Origin of the sequence: Ornithinimicrobium sp., from assembly GCF_035267225.1 — a bacterium.
Classification (GTDB): Bacteria; Actinomycetota; Actinomycetes; order Actinomycetales; family Dermatophilaceae; genus Ornithinicoccus.
In genome coordinates this window covers 1-15811 of the sequence record NZ_DATFMA010000003.1, presented here as the reverse complement: position 1 = coordinate 15811, position 15811 = coordinate 1, and the positions used below count along the sequence as shown (strand labels likewise).

Here is a 15811-nt window from a genome sequence, read left to right as displayed (position 1 = left end):
CACTCCTTCCCCTGTAGCTCAATTGGCAGAGCATTCGACTGTTAATCGAAGGGTTGTTGGTTCGAGTCCAATCGGGGGAGCAGGCGGGAGGGCCTCTGCACGGGACACATCCGGACAGGGGCCTTCTGAGGTCTCAACTGGTGAAGGGCGGTGCAGAGTCGGGTCGCAGAACACCGGCAAGTCCGCTCCGGCTACCGGCCAGGACGGTTCGACGGCCCGATGGGGGACGACCCACATGGCCGGCTCAGTGGCTCCACTCGTCGCTGGCCTGGTGCGCGGGTCCCGACGACTCGCGCACGACGAGATGCGTCGGCAGCCGCAGCTGGTGTGCTGGGTCCTCCCCCTCGCGGGGCTGACTGGTCGGGGACGACTGGAGCAGCTCGAGGAGGAGCTCGATCGACAGCCGACCCGCGCGGGCGTCCGGACCCTGGAGCGTGGTCAGCTGGGGCGTCACGAGCTCGGCGGCGAAGATGTCGTCGAAGCCGATCACGGTCACGTCCTCGGGTACTCGGAGGCCGCGAGCCGACAGTCGCCGCATGATCCCGATGGCGAGCATGTCGTTGTGCGCCAAGAGCGCCGTAGGGCGATCACGCAGTGCGCTGTCGGCCGCGTTGGCCCCGTTCGCGACGGCAGGTGTGTAGGGGCCGATGCGTCGAGCGACCAGTCCGTGCTCTTCCGCGCCCCTGCTGAGCCAGGCCCACCTCGCTGCACCCATCCAGGACTGAGGCGGTCCCGCGCAGTAGGTGAATCCCTCGTGCCCGAGGGACACGAGATGCTCCAGGATCTGCCGACACCCCAAGCCGGTGTCCATGGCCACGCTGGGTAGCGGATCCAGTTCCCGGTCGACCAAGACCACGTGGTGCTTGCTTGCCAGGTTGCGAAGGTCGTGGTCGGGCAGTCGACTCGCCGCCAGGATGAAGCCATCGACCGATCGGGTCAGAACGTGAACCTGATCTCGTTCGATCGTGGGCGACTCCTCCGCGTTGACGATCACCAACGTGTTCTCGGCGGCCTTGGCGCGTTGCTCGGCGCCCCTGACCAGCTCGAAGAAGCGCGGGTTCGCGATGTCGGAGATCACCATCGCCACGGTCTTGTGGCGACCTGTCTGCAAGGCCCGGGCATGAGGGTTGGGCACGTACCCAAGTTCGTCGGCGGCTACGAGGACACGCTCCCGGGTCGCCCGGCCGACGCGCTCAGGTCGGCCGAAGGCCCTCGAGACCGTCGAGGGTGCCACGGCGGCCCGGCGCGCCACATCGTAGATCGTGGGTAGTCGCACCGGTCAAGCAAGCCACAGTTGTGGCAACTTTGGCAACCAGTTGCGCACATTTCCAGGGTGTTTCTAGAGTCGACCAACCTTGTGACTCACGCCACAGGAGCCCCACCCTCGACGGAGAGGATCGCCGTGACGACGCACGAGTCGACACAGCCGCAATTAGGCCACCTACGGACGGCCGTTCGCGTTGTCACGAAGGTCGAGGTGCTCATCGCCGGCTTGGCGGCGGCGATGATCTTCGTGCTGGTGCTGCTCCAGGCCGGCCAGCGCTACTTGCCCTTCGATGGTTGGACGTGGACGGGGGAGCTTGCGCGATACGGACTCGTATGGCTCACCTTTACAGCCGCCGGGGTGCTGGTCACCCGCGACGGCCATATCGCGCTGGAGTTGGTCGACGAGCTGCGTCCTGAGCTGCTCGTCCGCGCTGTACACGTCTTTGCGCTGGTCGTGGTCGCCGCCACAGGGGCCGGGTTCGCGCTCGCGTGTTGGTCGCTCATGCAGGAGTCAGGCAATTTGACCACCCCTTCGCTGGGCCTACCCATGCAGTACGTCTACGCTCTGCCGCTTCTGGGGTTCGTCAGCACGGCGGTGCGCGCGAGCGCCGCGGCGGTCCAGGTCGCCATGCACGGTGTCCCTGATAAGGACGACTCCAGCGAGGATAGGGACGACTCCAGCGAGGCGAGCCTGCAGGCGAGCGGTTCGCGCGAGGAGGGTACGGCCTCATGACCGTTGTGCTGCTCTTGGTCACCATCGGGGCACTGCTGCTGCTGCGCGTGCCCGTCGCGTTCGCGTTCCTCGGGCCGGCTCTGGCCTATCTGGTGCTCACTGGAGCCTCACTCGGTCTGGCGATGCGACTGGTCACGAACTCCACCGCGAGCTTCCCGCTACTCGCAGTACCCCTTTTCGTCCTGCTCGGAGTGATGGCCAACCGCGCCGGCATCGCCGACCGGTTGTTCGACTTCGCGCTCGCCCTGTTCGGACGCGTCCGCGGCGGTCTGGGGTACGTCACAGTGGGAGTGAGCCTGGGCTTCTCGTGGATGAGCGGTTCCGCGGTCGCGGACGCAGCTGCCCTCAGCAAGGTCGAGATTCCGGCGATGATACGCAACGGCTACGAACGCACCTTCGGCCTGGGTGTGGTGGGCTCCTCGGCCCTCATCGCACCGGTCATGCCACCCAGCATCCCGGCGGTCATCTACGCGGGCTTGGCCGCCGTCTCCACCGGTGCTCTGTTCGCTGCTTCGGTGGCCCCTGCCCTCCTGATGGCCCTGGGCCTCTGCGTCGTCGTCTTCTTCTGGGTTCGGCGCCAGCCAGAGATCGTGCACACCGGGTTCTCCTGGTCGAAGCTGGCCGAGACGAGCAAGCGCGTGGCCGCGCCCTTGCTGGCGCCGGTGATCATCCTCGGTGGCATCCTCGGCGGGCTGTTCACCCCCACCGAGGCGGCTGCCGTGGGCGCCTTCTACATGCTCGTGCTGGGCTTCGCCTACCGCACGTTGAAGCTGCGGGACCTGCCCGGGGTCTTCGCAGAGGCGGTCATGACGACGGCAGCAATCATGCTCATCGTCTCCTCGGCGTCAATCCTGGGGTACGTGCTCTCGCGCGAGCGGGTTCCCCAGGAGCTGTCCGAGCTGGTGCTGGGCTTCACCGAGAACGCCACCGTCTTTCTGCTGCTCGTGGCCCTGCTGATGCTCGTTCTGGGAACGGTGGTCGACGCCACCGCGGTCCTCGTGCTGGTCGTGCCGATCCTCATGCCCATCGCGATGCGGCTGGAGGTCGACCCCATCGTCCTTGGTGTGCTGATGATTCTGTCGCTGATGATCGGGCTACTGACCCCTCCTGTCGGCACGGTGCTCTACGTCCTCAGCTCGGTGATGGACGTACCAGTCGGAGAGGTGTTCAAGGGCTCGTTGCCCTTCCTCGTCCCCTTGGTTCTCGTCTGTCTGTTGATCATCTTCGTTCCCGAGTTCGTGACCTGGCTGCCGAACCAGCTGGGGCTTTGACGACCCCCATCCCCTTGCCACCCCGTTGGCGTGCCTGTCACGCCAGGAAGGAACACTCCCATGATGCGCAACCGAACCCTCGCTGTCGCCGCGGTCCTGGCCACTCCTCTCGGACTGACCGCCTGTGGTGAGGACGAGTCCGGCTCGTCGGGTGGCGGTGACAGCTCCGAGCTGACGCTGGCCCACAGCTACACCAAGGACCAACCGCAGCACACCTGCGGGGCGGAGGTGATCAAGCAGGGCGTTGAGGATGCCGGGGTCGGACTGACGGTGGCCATCTACCCGGCCAGCCAGCTCGGCGGAGACGCCGACCGGATCGCGTCGGTCCAGTCGGGTGACGTCGACATCGACATCCAGGGCGCGAGTGCGCTTGCGTCGGTCTACGACCCCGTGGGGGTGGTCGACGCGGCCTACGCGTTCGACGACGCGGAGGCGCTCGAGTCCTATTTCTCCGGCAGCTCCGCGGACCAGCTGAAACAGGACTTCAAGTCGGCCTCGGACGTGTCGATCCTTGGCGCATGGTCGGCCGGTGCTCGGCAGTTCACTGCCAACGACCCGATCCGTACCCCGGACGACCTCCAAGGCCTGCGCATGCGGTTCCCCGGCTCCCCGCAGTTCCTTCTCAATGCCGATGCCCTCGGTGCCCGAGCCACAGAGGTGGCCTACGAGGAGCTCTACCTGTCTCTGCAGCAAGGGGTCGTCGACGGGCAGGAGAACCCCATCGTGAACATCGAGGCCAGCAACCTGACCGAGGTGCAGGACTACATCTCCATGTCGAGTCACCAGCAGAACTCGAACCTCATCGTGGCCAGCCCCGCCTACGATGACCTGACCGACGAGCAGAAGTCCGCCGTCACCGAGGCCGTCGACGAGGCGGTGTCGCAGATGCCGGGATGCGTGGAGGAGGCCGAGACCGAAATCCTCGAGGGCTGGGAGTCGGAGGGCTCGATCGAGATCGTCGACGACGTCGACACCGAGGCCTTCGCCGACAAGACCGACTCGTGGTTCCGTGAAAACCTCGACGGTGACTCGCTGACGGTCTACGAGTCGATCAGGGACTCCCAGGAATGACGCCGGCTGTGGCTGCCCCGGGTGCCGTGGCCACCTACCACGGGCCGGTGGCGGCGCGGGATCTGGGTTGGACGCTGACCCACGAGCACCTTTTCGTGCTCAGCCCGGAGCTCGACCACGACTATCCGCATCCTGAGTGGGACGCAGACCGGGTGGTCGGGGAGGCCATCGCCCGACTGGAGGAGCTGTGGAGGCTGGGCGTGAGGACTGTGGTCGACCTGACGGTTCCGGGCCTGGGGCGCGACACCGAGCTGGTTGGACGCGTCGCGTCACAGGTGAGGGTCAACGTGGTGGCGGCCACCGGGTGGTACACGGACTCGGTGCTACCACCATATTTCCGAACCCACGGACCGGGTCGGTTGGTGGGTGGCCCCGATCCCTTGGAGGAGATGTTCCGCAAGGACGTGGTGGAGGGTATCGGAGAGGGGTCGGTGCGCGCCGGCGTGCTGAAGGTGGTCACAGACGACCCAGGCATCACCCCCGACGTCTCGCGGGTGATGGACGCGGCGGCCACGGTGCACGTCGATACCGGGGTGCCTGTGGTGACCCACAGCAACCCACATCGTCGTAACGGCCTGGAGCAGGGGGTCTACCTCCTCGAACGAGGTGTCTGCCCGGACCACCTGGTCATCGGCCACAGCGGCGACTCCGAGGATGTGGACTATCTCCTCGCCCTGTTGGACCTCGGCGTCACGGTGGGCATGGATCGCTTCGGCATGGCGCACACCGGCGACGACGACACCCGTGTCGACATCGTTCTCGCCCTGTTGGCCCGGGGCTTCGCCACCCAGATGGTGCTGTCCCACGACAGTGCCGTCTTCAGTCGCGTCACCCCGCCGTCGTGGCGCTCCGAGCACACTCCGCACTGGAGCCCGGACCACCTCAGCCGGCGAGTCGTGCCGCGCCTCCTCGCCGGTGGCGCGCGGCAAAGCGACCTCGACACGATGATGATCGAGAACCCAGCCCGCCTCCTGGCACCGGTACTGCGGACGGACGCAGCGTGAGCGCAGGCTCCTACCGGGTCGGGTTGCTCGGGTACGGCATCGAGTCCTCCCTGACGCCGGCGGTGCACGTGCGCGAGGCGGAGGCCCTCGGTCTCGACTACGACTACGAGATTCTCGACCTCAGCCACCGTCCGGATGCCGACCTCGGAGCTGAGCTGTCCCACCTGGAGCAGGAGGGGTACTCGGCGGTCAACGTCACTCACCCCTTCAAGCAAGCGGTCCTGGAGCACGTTCACCACGTCAGTGATGCGGTACGACGTATCGGGGCGACCAACCTCGTCCTGCTCGGGCAGGAGCGTACGGCGCACAACACCGACTACGCCGGGTTCAAGGTGGCTTTGGAGCAGTTCCTGGACGGACGTCGCGAGCAACCGGTGTTGCAGCTGGGCGCCGGTGGCGCCGGACGGGCCACCGCCTGTGCCCTGGTCGACCTCGGTATCGAAGACGTGGTGGTGCACGACATCTCCGAGGACGCGACACGCGAACTCGTCGCCCGGTTCGGGCAGGATTGCCCGCGGCTGCGCAGCTCCGAAAAGGACCTCGAACGCTGGGTCGACAGGGCTGCCGGAGTCGTCCACGTCACGCCGACCGGTATGAAGGAACATCCCGGGATTGCGATCGACGTCGGCCGGTTGCCTGAGGGTGCCTGGGTGGCTGAGGTCGTCTACCGCCCGCTGGAGACCGAGCTCCTCCGACGGGCACGCGCACGTGGCCTCCCCACCCTCGACGGTGGGGCCATGGCCGTGGGCCAGGCGATAGAGAGCATCCGCCTGATCACCGGTCGTGCCCCCGACCCGGCTCGCGCGCACCGCCACTTCGCCGAGCTGGTAGGTGAGGGCCAGTGAGATGCGTGCATGTCTTCAACGGGCCCAACCTCAATCTGCTCGGGCGGCGCGAACCCGCGGTGTACGGTCACGACACCCTGGCCGATCTCGAGGCGCGGTGTCGTGCGGTCACCGACGACTTGGGACTCCAGATGTGTTTCCGGCAGTCCAACAGCGAGGGTGAGCTCATCAGCTGGGTCCATGAGTGTGGCGAGTCCGTCGCGGCCGGCGACAGCCTCGGCCTGGTGCTGAACGCGGGCGCCTACACGCATACCTCGATCGCTCTCCGGGACGCTGTGCGCGGCGCCGAGGTTCCGACGGTCGAGGTCCACCTGAGCAACCCACACGCACGTGAGACCTTCCGCCACCACTCATACCTGTCCGGAGTGGCGCTCGGTGTCGTGGCCGGGTTCGGCGCTCTGGGCTACGACCTGGCGATCCGGGGTCTGCAACGAACGAAGGAGCAGTGATGCGGCACTCTATAGCCACGGTGTGCCTGTCGGGCAGCCTCGAGGAGAAGATGTCTGCGGCCGCGGTGGCTGGGTTCGACGGCATTGAGATCTTCGAGCCGGACCTCGTGGTGAGCGAGCTGAGCCCCGAGGAGATCCGCGCCCGTGCCGTGCGTCTCGGGCTGACCCTCGACCTCTACCAGCCTTTCCGTGACTTCGAGGGCGTCACCTCAGAGCTTCTGAGCGAGAACCTCCGCCGCGCCGAGCAGCGGTTCCACGTCATGCGCCGGCTCGGGATCGACACCCTTCTCGTCTGCAGCAACGTCGCGACAGCCACCCTCGACTCGGATGAGGTGTCCTCCGGACAGCTGCGGCAGCTCGGCGACCTTGCCGCGTCCTACGACGTGCGTGTCGCCTTCGAGGCGCTGGCCTGGGGCCGCTACGTCGACGACTACCGACGAGCGTGGCGCATCGTCGAGATGGCTGATCATCCCGCGGTCGGCACCTGCCTCGACAGCTTCCATATCCTCTCGCGCGGACACGACCCCTCGTTCATCGAGTCGATCCCCGGGGAGAAGGTCTTCTTCGTTCAGCTGGCGGACGCACCGAGGCTCTCGATGGACGTGCTGAGCTGGAGCCGCCACCACCGGCTCTTCCCCGGCGAGGGCGATTTCGACCTGGTCAGTTTCGTCGGGCACCTGATGGCCACGGGATACGACGGTCCCCTGTCCCTGGAGGTCTTCAATGACATCTTCCGACGGGCCGACCCGTGCGGTACCGCGGAGCATGCCTTGCGGTCGCTGGTGTGGCTGGAGGACCAGTCGGCCCGAGCGTCGCGGGCTCCGGCGCTGACCAGGATCCCTGAGGTACACCAGCCGACCGGGTTCGACTTTGTGGAGGTGAAGGCCGAGGACACCAGCGCGGTCGAGACGGTGCTGGACCAGCTCGGACTTGCCTTCCGTGGTCAGCACCGGACGAAGGCGGTGCGGCTCTGGTCTTCTGGAGAGGTGCGGATCGTCCTCAACGAGCAACACGCCCGCGAGCAGACACCCGTCCTGGCCGGTGTCGGGGTCCAGGTCCCCGACACTGTCGTTGCCGCAGCGCGAGCCCATGCCTTGGGGATTCGCCGCGCTCCGCGGCGCACCCAGGAGGGCGAACAACGGCTTGTCGGTTTCGAGGAGCCCAGCGGGATGGAGATCTTCGTCAACAACGCCACCGGTGAACCGGCGTGGAGTGCCGAGTTCGAGCACGGTCACGCGGACCATCGGCGCACGTTCTCCCATGTCGACCACGTCAACCTCATCCATGGCTGGTCTCAGCATGACGGGGCAGTGCTGTTCTTCACCAGCCTGCTCGGGCTGGCAGCCCCCACGGCCACCCAGCTCGCCGGACCCGAGGGGCTCGTGCGTAGCCAGGTGATGCGGAGCGACGACGGTTCCGTGCGGATCCCGATGAACGTGGCGCCTGGCGAGACGGACTCCTACGCCGAGCACGTGGCGCTAGCGTGCGATGACATCGTCTCGGTCGCGGCCGCAGCCCGGGCGAACGGGCTGGCCTTCCTCGAGATCCCGGACAACTACTACGACGATCTGCGAGCGCGCCTCGGACTCCCGGAGACGGAGCTGGCAGAGCTCCGCCAGCACCATCTGCTGTACGACCGGGACGACCACGGCATCTTTCGGCACTTCTACACGCCCACGGTCGGAGGACTGTTCTTCGAGGTGGTGGAGCGGCGCGCCGGCTACGACGGCTATGGAGCTGTCAACGCTCCCGTCAGGCTGGCCGCCCAGGCGCGCCAAGGCCGATCACCCCGGCGCCAAAGGGTTCGGTCGTGAGCGAGGCGCCGGAGTCTCAGGCGGCCATTTCTGAAGAGATCGACTGCATCGGTGAGGACTACGAGCACCGCGGCGTCGAGGAGACGCAGCCGCGACTTGAGTACCCGCCCTACCGGTCCAGTGTGTTGCGCCACCCCACCAAGGATCCCGTCCAGGTGGATCCTGAGGGCGTGGACCTGTGGGCACCCTGTTTCAGCGAGCGCGACGTGGACCCACTGGAGGCCGACCTGACGATCCAGAGGGGGGGTGAGCCCATCGGCGAGCGGGTGGTGGTCACCGGCCTGGTGCGCGACGGCGACGGACGTCCGGTACGACACCAGCTGGTCGAGATCTGGCAGGCCAACGCGGGAGGACGGTACGTCCACCGGCGCGACCAGCACCCCGCCCCACTGGACCCGAACTTCACCGGGGTGGGGCGTTGTCTGACCGACGGTGACGGACGCTACTCCTTCACCACGATCAAGCCGGGCCCCTACCCGTGGCGCAACCACCACAACGCGTGGCGGCCGGCCCACATTCACTTCTCACTGTTCGGAACCGAGTTCACCCAGCGGATGGTCACCCAGATGTACTTCCCGGGCGACCCCCTCTTCGCCCTCGACCCGATCTACCAGGCCATCGTGGATCCCCACGCTCGCCGCCGGCTGGTCGCCGACTACGACCACGACATCACTCGGCCCGAGTGGGCCACCGGCTACCGCTGGGACATCGTGTTGACCGGCACCCATCGAACGCCGATCGGGGCGGAGGAGGTGGCTGGCCCATGACCGCGAGACTGCCAGCGACCCCGGGGCAGACCGTCGGCCCCTTCTTCCATGACGCCCTGCCCTATCCGGGCGACCGTCACCTCCTCGCCCCAGGGACGCCCGGCGGCGTCGTTCTCCACGGCACCGTTTTCGACGGCGCGGGGTGCGGAGTCCCCGACGCCTTGGTCGAGATCTGGCAGGCCGACGCCGACGGCAGGGTGCTTCAACGCCCGGGTTCGCTGCGTCGGGACGGCCACGTCTTCACCGGGTGGGGTCGCGCCAGCACGGACCGCACGGGACGCTACACGTTCACCACTGTGCGTCCTGGACAGGTCGACGAGGGACGACCTTATTTCGCCGTCACGGTGTTCGCCCGCGGTCTGCTCAACCGGCTGTTCACCCGTGCCTACCTCCCCCTCCCTGATGCGCCCACGACCGAGGTGCTGGACGCGGCGGGGGATCGGGCCGAGACGCTGGTGTGCGCCGAGGACGATCTCGGGCTCCGCTTCGACATCAGGCTGCAGGGCGAGGCGGAGACCGTGTTCCTGACCTATCCAGGACACTCTTCGGCGTGAGCACCACATACTGGCCCGGGGACCACCGCGCAGGTGAGCTGATGTCGGACGCCGCGTTCCTCCAGGCGATGATCGCGGTCGAGCAAGCGTGGGTGACGGCGCTGGCTCACCGTGGTGTCGCGCCTGCCGCCGTCGATCTGGCCTCCGTTGCGGTCGATGAGGAGCAGCTGGCCGTCGAGGCCGAGGCTGAGGGCAATCCTGTGGTCCCCTTGGTGCGCAGGCTGCGCGCGGGTACCGGGGGCCCGGCCTCCGACTGGGTCCACCGAGGCTTGACCAGCCAGGACGTTGTGGACACCGCCTTGGTGTTGAGCGCTCGTGAGGCGGTGTCGGTGATACGGGCAGAAGTCCGGGTGCAGGTCGACATTCTCGCGGGGTTGGCCGAGCGCCACGACCGTGATCCGATGCTGGCCCGCACGCTGACACAGCCAGCGGCACCCTCGACCGTCGGCCTGAAGATCGCCGGCTGGTTGCACGGCCTACTCGATGCCGACCAGCAGCTCGCTGAGCTGCGGTGGCCCCTTCAGCTCGGCGGTGCAGCGGGGACGCTCGCCGCCATCGTCGAGCTCGCCGGACGCGGCACCGCCCTCGAGCTGCAAGCGGACTTGGCGCAGCTGCTCGGACTGGAGAGCTCTGCCCCGTGGCACACACGGCGCACGACCATGACTCGGCTCGGCGACGCCGCAGCCACCGCGACGCAGGCGTGGGGCCGCGTGGCCAATGACGTCCTGGTTCTCGGTCGAGCCGAGGTCCGGGAGATGCGAGACGGTTCAGCCGGTGGCTCGTCGTCCATGCCGCACAAGGCCAACCCAACCCTCGCGCTCCTCGTGCGCCGCGCCGCCATTCTCGCCCCTCACCTCGCCGCCGCCCTTCACTCAGCGGCAGCAGAGCAGGTTGACGAGCGCGCTGATGGCGCGTGGCACACCGAGTGGTGGCCACTGGCGCAGCTGCTGAGACAGACCGCGGTCGCCGCATCCCAGGCCACCGACCTGGTCCGGGGGCTCGTGATCGACACCGACCGGGCCGCCGGTCGGTTGGCCGATGTCGAGGCGGAGGTCAGGGCCGAGCAGCGCACGATCGCCGATCTGGCCGGACGCGATCAGCGCTCGACGTACGAAGGCCTCGCTCATGAGCTCGTCGCGGAGGCGCTCGAGCGGGCCCGCACCTACCGAGCTGCCATCGCGAAGCAGGAGGAGATCCGGTGACCGTCACTGCCGTTCGTCTCGGGGGCCGCCCCGATCAGCCGCTCCTGGTGCTCGGCCCTGCATTGGGGACCTCCGCCACCGCCCTGTGGTCAGCCGCGGCCCACGGTCTTGCCCAGCACTTCCACGTCGTTTCGTGGGACCTGCCGGGCCACGGCCACAACCGCCTGTCCTCCACTCGTGAGCCCGTGAGCATCGAGACCCTCGCCGCAGATGTGCTCGCGGTCGTTGATGAGCTGCGTGAAGGAGGGGGGTCGACACGCTTCCACTACGCTGGCGACTCCGTCGGGGGAGCGGTGGGGCTGCAGCTGGCGCTCGACGCACCTGACCAGCTGGCCAGTGCGACCGTGCTCTGCTCCGGGGCGAGGATCGGCTCCCCTGACCTGTGGGCCGAGCGAGCATCGCAGGTGCGCTCCGCGGGGACGCCCTCCCTGGTGGCCGAATCGGCCGGGCGGTGGTTCGCCCCCGGTTTCCTGGAACGAGAACCCGAGCGTGCCTCCGCGTTGTTGCATGCACTCGCCGACACCGACGACGAGGGTTATGCCGCGGTGTGTGACGCGTTGGCCCGATTCGACCTGCGGGCCCGGTTGACGGAGGTGGAGGTCTCCGTCCTGGCCGTCGCTGGCGACCGCGACAGGTCGACTCCGACCTCTTCGCTGGCTGAGGTCGCTGAGGGGGTGGCCCGCGGCCGGCTCGTGGTGCTCCGCGGGGTGGGGCACCTCGCCCCCGTCGAGGCGCCGGCCGAGGTCGGTCGCCTCGTCCGGGAGCACGCGCTGGGCCACGCCACCGAGGGGCCGGGTGAGACGTCGACCCGGGACGGGGCCCGCGCCGCTGGCATGGCGGTAAGACGCGAGGTGCTCGGCGACGCGCACGTCGACCGGGCCACCGCCGCGGCCACCGATCTGACCCGCGACTTTCAAGAGTTCATCACCGAGTATGCCTGGGGAGGGATCTGGACCCGGCCAGGCCTCGACCGTCGCTCGAGGTCGTTGATCACGCTCACGGCGCTTGTGGCCCGTGGACACCAGGAAGAGCTGGCCATGCACATCCGGGCTGCCCGGACCAACGGCGTCACGGTGGAGGAGATCAAGGAGCTGTTGCTGCAGACAGCCATCTACTGCGGTGTTCCGGACGCCAACACCGCGTTCCACACCGCCCAGAAGGCCTTGGACGGGCTCGGCGAGTCGTGATGGGCTCCACCGAGCCACGTCGGTCAGGTCATCGTGGCCTGAACCACCGCAGCCACGGTGCGGACGACTGCTCCTGTGTCGTACGCGTGGGCGAGGGCCAGCTGGACCGCCACCGGGTCGCGCAGGGCCACGTAGGCCACGCCGTCCAGCCGAAGTGCCCTCACCGGCTCGGGCACCAGGCCTACGCCCAGGCCTGCGGCCACGAAGACCACCAGCGTCCCCGTCTCGCCTACCTCGAGCACCCGCGGCTCGAACCCGGCCCCGCGGCAGGCACCCAGCACCAAGGGCTGCATGACCGACCGCCGACCCGAGGGATGGGTGATCAGCACCTCGTCAGCCAAGTCGGCGAGGTCGACGGCGTCGTTGCCGGCCAGCCGGTGGTGTGCCGGCAGCACGGCGACAAGTGGCTCGGTCCGCAACGGCGTGACCTGCAGGCCGTCGCTCGCCGGGCCCGCGAGGCGCAGAACCGCTATGTCGAGGTCTCCGCTGCGGAGCCGATCGAGCAGCTCGGGACCGAGGAGCTCGCCGTGCAGCTCGAGCTCGAGGTCGGGGAGCTCCTCTCTCAGTCGCCGAGCAACTCGGGGAAGGACGTCGTAGGTCGCGGTCCCGACGAATCCGAGTCGGACTCTCCCGGCTCGACCCCGGGCCAGGAGCGAGAGGTCGGTGGTGGTGCGCTCGACGTCCGCGAGGATCTCCGTGGCCCGAGCGCGAAGCAGCAGGCCCGCCTCGGTGAGCTCCATCCGGCGGGTCGAGCGGTCCACGAGCCGGGTTCCGACGGCTCGCTCGAGCTGCTTCAGCTGCTGGGAGAGGGCGGGCTGCGCGATGTGGAGGTGCTGGGCCGCCCGGCCGAAGTGTCGTTCCTCGCACAGCACGAGGAACGAGGTTAGATGGCGCAGTTCCATGGCCCCAGTCTATGCAGATGGCTTATCAATAGAGATATATTGACTATTGGACCTGATCAAACACTCACAGCTACGGTCGAAACGTGACCGAGAGCTATCTTCTGGCCAGCGTGCGCACCGCCTTCGGCCGCTTCGGCGGGGCGATAGCTGGTACGCGTCCTGATGATCTGGCCACCGCCGCGTTGCGAGGCGTGCTCGATCGCGCACCGGACCTTGACCCTGCGTGTATCGACGACGTGGTGTGGGGATGCGCCAACCAAGCGGGGGAGGACAACCGCAACGTCGGACGTATGGCGGTTCTGTTGGCCGGTCTGCCCACGTCGGTGCCGGCCACGACGGTCAACCGGCTCTGTGGTTCCTCTCTTGAGGCGGCCGGCTCGGCTTCCCGCGCCGTGGAATGCGGTGATGCCGAGATCGTGGTCGCCGGCGGGGTCGAGTCGATGACCAGGGCGCCATGGGTGCTGCCCAAGCCGGATCGGGCCTTCCCCGCCGGGCATGCCACCGCGGTTTCCACCTCCCTGGGGTGGCGCCTCGTGAACGAGCGCATGCCGGCCGAGTGGACCGTCTCGCTGGGCGAGTGCAACGAGCAGCTGGCCGAGCGCCTGGGGATCTCCCGTGAGCGGCAGGATGAGTTCGCCGCCCGCTCGCATCAGCGTGCCGCCCGGGCGTGGGCAGACGGCTTCTACGACGAGCTCGTCGTGCCGGTGGAGGGAGTGGATCTCGTTCGCGATGAGAGCATCCGGGACGGTTCGACAGCAGACAAGCTCGCCGAGCTGAGTCCCGCGTTCCGCACCGATGGCACCATCACTGCAGGTAACGCCAGCCCGCTCAGCGACGGTGCCGCCGCATTGTTGATCGGGAGCGGCGCGGCGGCGGAGCGACACGGCCTGACTCCGCTCGCCCGAATCGCGGGCCGTGGTGCGCACGCCCGAGACCCGCGCGACTTCGGGGTCGCACCGGTTGAAGCGGCTCAAGCCGCGTTGTCGCGGGCCGGCGTGAGCTGGGCCGACGTGAGTGCGGTCGAGCTCAACGAGGCTTTCGCGGCCCAGTCGCTGGCGTGTGTGGATGCGTGGCACGTCGACCCCTCGGTCGTGAACGCCAAAGGCGGCGCCATCGCCATCGGGCACCCCCTCGGAGCCTCGGGTGCCCGCATTCTCGCCACCCTGGCGGCCCGCCTGCGTGCGAGCGGAGGCCGATGGGGAGTCGCAGCGATCTGCATCGGGGTGGGGCAGGCCCTGGCGATGGTGCTTGAGAACCCAGAGGCGACGACATGAGACCGACGAGGTCAATGTCAGGCTACGCGGTCCACAGCGCCTGCATCGAGGTGCAGATGGTGGTGGCGTCCTCGTCGACGGTAGCGCCGTTGCCCCCTCCGGAAAGAGAGGTGCACCCATGAGCGCGCAGGTGCTGGGCTCGGCCGATGAGGCGGTGGCAGCCACTCAGGACGGAGCGACTGTCCTGGTGGGTGGGTTCGGGATGGCGGGCATGCCGACCGATCTGATCGACGCCCTGATCCGACAGGGGGCAGGCGACCTGACTGTGGTCTCTAACAACGCGGGCAACGGCGACACGGGTCTGGCGGCTCTTCTTGCCGCCGGGCGGGTGCGAAAGGTGGTGTGTTCGTTCCCCCGGCAGACCGACTCTTGGGTTTTCGACGGCCTCTACCGTGCCGGCGAGGTCGAGCTGGAAGTCGTGCCGCAAGGCAACCTGGCGGAACGGATGCGTGCCGCCGGAGCCGGCATCGGCGCCTTTTTCTCGCCGACAGCACATGGCACCCCGCTAGCCGAGGGCAAGGAGACCCGCGAGATTGGCGGACAGACGTACGTGCTGGAGTATCCGATCCACGGCGACCTCGCGCTCATCAAGGCACATGTCGCCGACCGCATGGGCAACCTTGTCTACTACAAGACGGCTCGGAACTTCGGTCCGGTGATGGCCACCGCCGCGGCCACCGTCGCGGTTCAGGTCCACCGCCTCGTGGAGACGGGCGAGCTCGACCCCGAGGCGGTCGTCACGCCGAGCATCTACGTTGACCGGATTGTGCCGATCGGGGAGGTCGACGGATGAGCAGTTCCGACCAGGCTCGCAGCAAGGACGAGATTGCAGCCACTGTCGCCCACGACATCGCCGGCGAACACCCGCACGGCGCCTACGTCAACCTCGGCATCGGTCAGCCCACGCTCGTCGCCGACCACCTTCCCGACGGAGCCGGTGTGGTCCTGCATACGGAGAACGGCATGCTCAACATGGGTCCCGCGGCGAGCGAGGACGAGGTCGACGCCGACCTCATCAATGCCGGGAAGCAGCCGGTGACCGAGCTGCCCGGAGCGGCATACTTCCACCAGGCGGACTCCTTCGCGATGATGCGCGGAGGCCATCTCGATGTGTGCGTCCTGGGTGCCTTCGAGGTCTCGGCCGGCGGGGATCTCGCCAACTGGCACACCGCGGACGCTGACGCCATCCCGGCGGTGGGTGGCGCCATGGACCTGGCGATCGGGGCGAAGCAGGTCTGGGTGATGATGTCGCTGTTCGACAAGCAGGGACGACCCAAGCTCGTGCCCGAGTGCACCCACCCGCTGACCGGGGTGGGCTGCGTCAGCCGGGTCTACACCGACCTCGGCACGTTCGACATCACGCCCGACGGCGTGCGAGTCCGCGAGGCCACGGGCACCACTTCGGAAGAGATCCGGAAGCGGCTCGACGAGATCGCGTGGCTCTGACGGCCGGTCATGCGCTGTCAGAGCTG

16 protein-coding genes and 1 tRNA gene are annotated in these 15811 nt (G+C 68.1%); 15 read left to right on the top strand and 2 right to left on the bottom strand.

Features of this window, described 5'->3' with window-relative positions:
* Positions 1-7: 7 nt before the first annotated feature.
* Positions 8-80, top strand: a tRNA-Asn gene (locus tag VJ976_RS00360).
* Positions 81-244: 164 nt separating this feature from the next.
* Here the strand turns inward: VJ976_RS00360 and VJ976_RS00355 are convergent.
* The gene (locus tag VJ976_RS00355; RefSeq protein ID WP_324097794.1) at positions 245-1252 is read right to left on the bottom strand and encodes a LacI family DNA-binding transcriptional regulator; all 1008 of its coding nucleotides are present in this window, start codon (positions 1250-1252) and stop codon (positions 245-247) included.
* Positions 1253-1402: 150 nt separating this feature from the next.
* Between VJ976_RS00355 and VJ976_RS00350 the strand changes: the two genes are divergently transcribed.
* The 11 genes from VJ976_RS00350 (at position 1403) to pcaC (ending at position 12163) form a co-directional block, all read left to right on the top strand.
* Entirely contained in the window at positions 1403-1999 is a 597-nt protein-coding gene (locus tag VJ976_RS00350) for a TRAP transporter small permease (protein WP_324097792.1), read from the top strand.
* Positions 1996-3270: a TRAP transporter large permease gene (locus tag VJ976_RS00345; RefSeq protein ID WP_324097790.1), complete on the top strand. Its 1275-nt coding sequence runs from the start codon at positions 1996-1998 to the stop codon at positions 3268-3270. Before VJ976_RS00350 ends, VJ976_RS00345 begins: the two co-directional genes overlap by 4 nt.
* A 63-nt stretch (positions 3271-3333) precedes the next feature.
* The gene (locus tag VJ976_RS00340; protein ID WP_324097788.1) at positions 3334-4341 is read left to right on the top strand and encodes a DctP family TRAP transporter solute-binding subunit; all 1008 of its coding nucleotides are present in this window, start codon (positions 3334-3336) and stop codon (positions 4339-4341) included.
* Positions 4338-5345, top strand: coding sequence for a phosphotriesterase-related protein (locus VJ976_RS00335; protein ID WP_324097786.1), 1008 nt, complete (start codon positions 4338-4340; stop codon positions 5343-5345). The genes VJ976_RS00340 and VJ976_RS00335 overlap by 4 nt, the downstream gene beginning before the upstream one ends.
* On the top strand, positions 5342-6190 hold the full coding sequence (locus VJ976_RS00330; RefSeq protein ID WP_324097784.1) for a shikimate dehydrogenase: 849 nt from the start codon (positions 5342-5344) through the stop codon (positions 6188-6190). The genes VJ976_RS00335 and VJ976_RS00330 overlap by 4 nt, the downstream gene beginning before the upstream one ends.
* Positions 6191-6195: 5 nt before the next feature.
* The gene (gene aroQ / locus VJ976_RS00325; protein WP_324097782.1) at positions 6196-6639 is read left to right on the top strand and encodes a type II 3-dehydroquinate dehydratase; all 444 of its coding nucleotides are present in this window, start codon (positions 6196-6198) and stop codon (positions 6637-6639) included.
* On the top strand, positions 6639-8453 hold the full coding sequence (locus tag VJ976_RS00320) for a bifunctional sugar phosphate isomerase/epimerase/4-hydroxyphenylpyruvate dioxygenase family protein (protein ID WP_324097780.1): 1815 nt from the start codon (positions 6639-6641) through the stop codon (positions 8451-8453). Before aroQ ends, VJ976_RS00320 begins: the two co-directional genes overlap by 1 nt.
* Positions 8450-9220, top strand: coding sequence for a protocatechuate 3,4-dioxygenase subunit beta (gene pcaH / locus VJ976_RS00315; RefSeq protein WP_324097778.1), 771 nt, complete (start codon positions 8450-8452; stop codon positions 9218-9220). The genes VJ976_RS00320 and pcaH overlap by 4 nt, the downstream gene beginning before the upstream one ends.
* Positions 9217-9774 (top strand): protocatechuate 3,4-dioxygenase subunit alpha, encoded by a 558-nt coding sequence (gene pcaG, locus VJ976_RS00310; RefSeq protein ID WP_324097776.1) that lies wholly within the window; start codon positions 9217-9219, stop codon positions 9772-9774. Before pcaH ends, pcaG begins: the two co-directional genes overlap by 4 nt.
* Positions 9771-10976: a lyase family protein gene (locus VJ976_RS00305; protein WP_324097774.1), complete on the top strand. Its 1206-nt coding sequence runs from the start codon at positions 9771-9773 to the stop codon at positions 10974-10976. The genes pcaG and VJ976_RS00305 overlap by 4 nt, the downstream gene beginning before the upstream one ends.
* Complete coding sequence (gene pcaC / locus VJ976_RS12650; RefSeq protein ID WP_414693549.1) at positions 10973-12163, top strand: 4-carboxymuconolactone decarboxylase; 1191 nt, start codon at positions 10973-10975, stop codon at positions 12161-12163. Before VJ976_RS00305 ends, pcaC begins: the two co-directional genes overlap by 4 nt.
* Before the next feature lie 23 nt (positions 12164-12186).
* On the opposite strand, the gene VJ976_RS00290 is transcribed toward pcaC, so the two are convergent.
* Positions 12187-13065 carry a LysR family transcriptional regulator gene (locus VJ976_RS00290; protein ID WP_324097772.1) on the bottom strand — a complete coding sequence of 293 codons (879 nt, stop codon included), beginning with the start codon at positions 13063-13065 and terminating at the stop codon, positions 12187-12189.
* Positions 13066-13148: 83 nt separating this feature from the next.
* On the opposite strand from VJ976_RS00290, the gene VJ976_RS00285 reads away from it, so the two are divergent.
* The 3 genes from VJ976_RS00285 to VJ976_RS00275 all read left to right on the top strand — a co-directional run bounded on the left by VJ976_RS00285 (position 13149) and on the right by VJ976_RS00275 (position 15785).
* A complete protein-coding gene (locus VJ976_RS00285; protein ID WP_324097770.1) occupies positions 13149-14339 on the top strand; it encodes a thiolase family protein in 1191 nt (396 codons plus the stop codon).
* 118 nt (positions 14340-14457) lie between these two features.
* Complete coding sequence (locus VJ976_RS00280) at positions 14458-15132, top strand: 3-oxoacid CoA-transferase subunit A (protein ID WP_324097768.1); 675 nt, start codon at positions 14458-14460, stop codon at positions 15130-15132.
* Positions 15129-15785, top strand: a complete 657-nt coding sequence (locus VJ976_RS00275) for a 3-oxoacid CoA-transferase subunit B (protein ID WP_324097766.1) — start codon at positions 15129-15131, stop codon at positions 15783-15785. Before VJ976_RS00280 ends, VJ976_RS00275 begins: the two co-directional genes overlap by 4 nt.
* Positions 15786-15811: the final 26 nt, after the last annotated feature.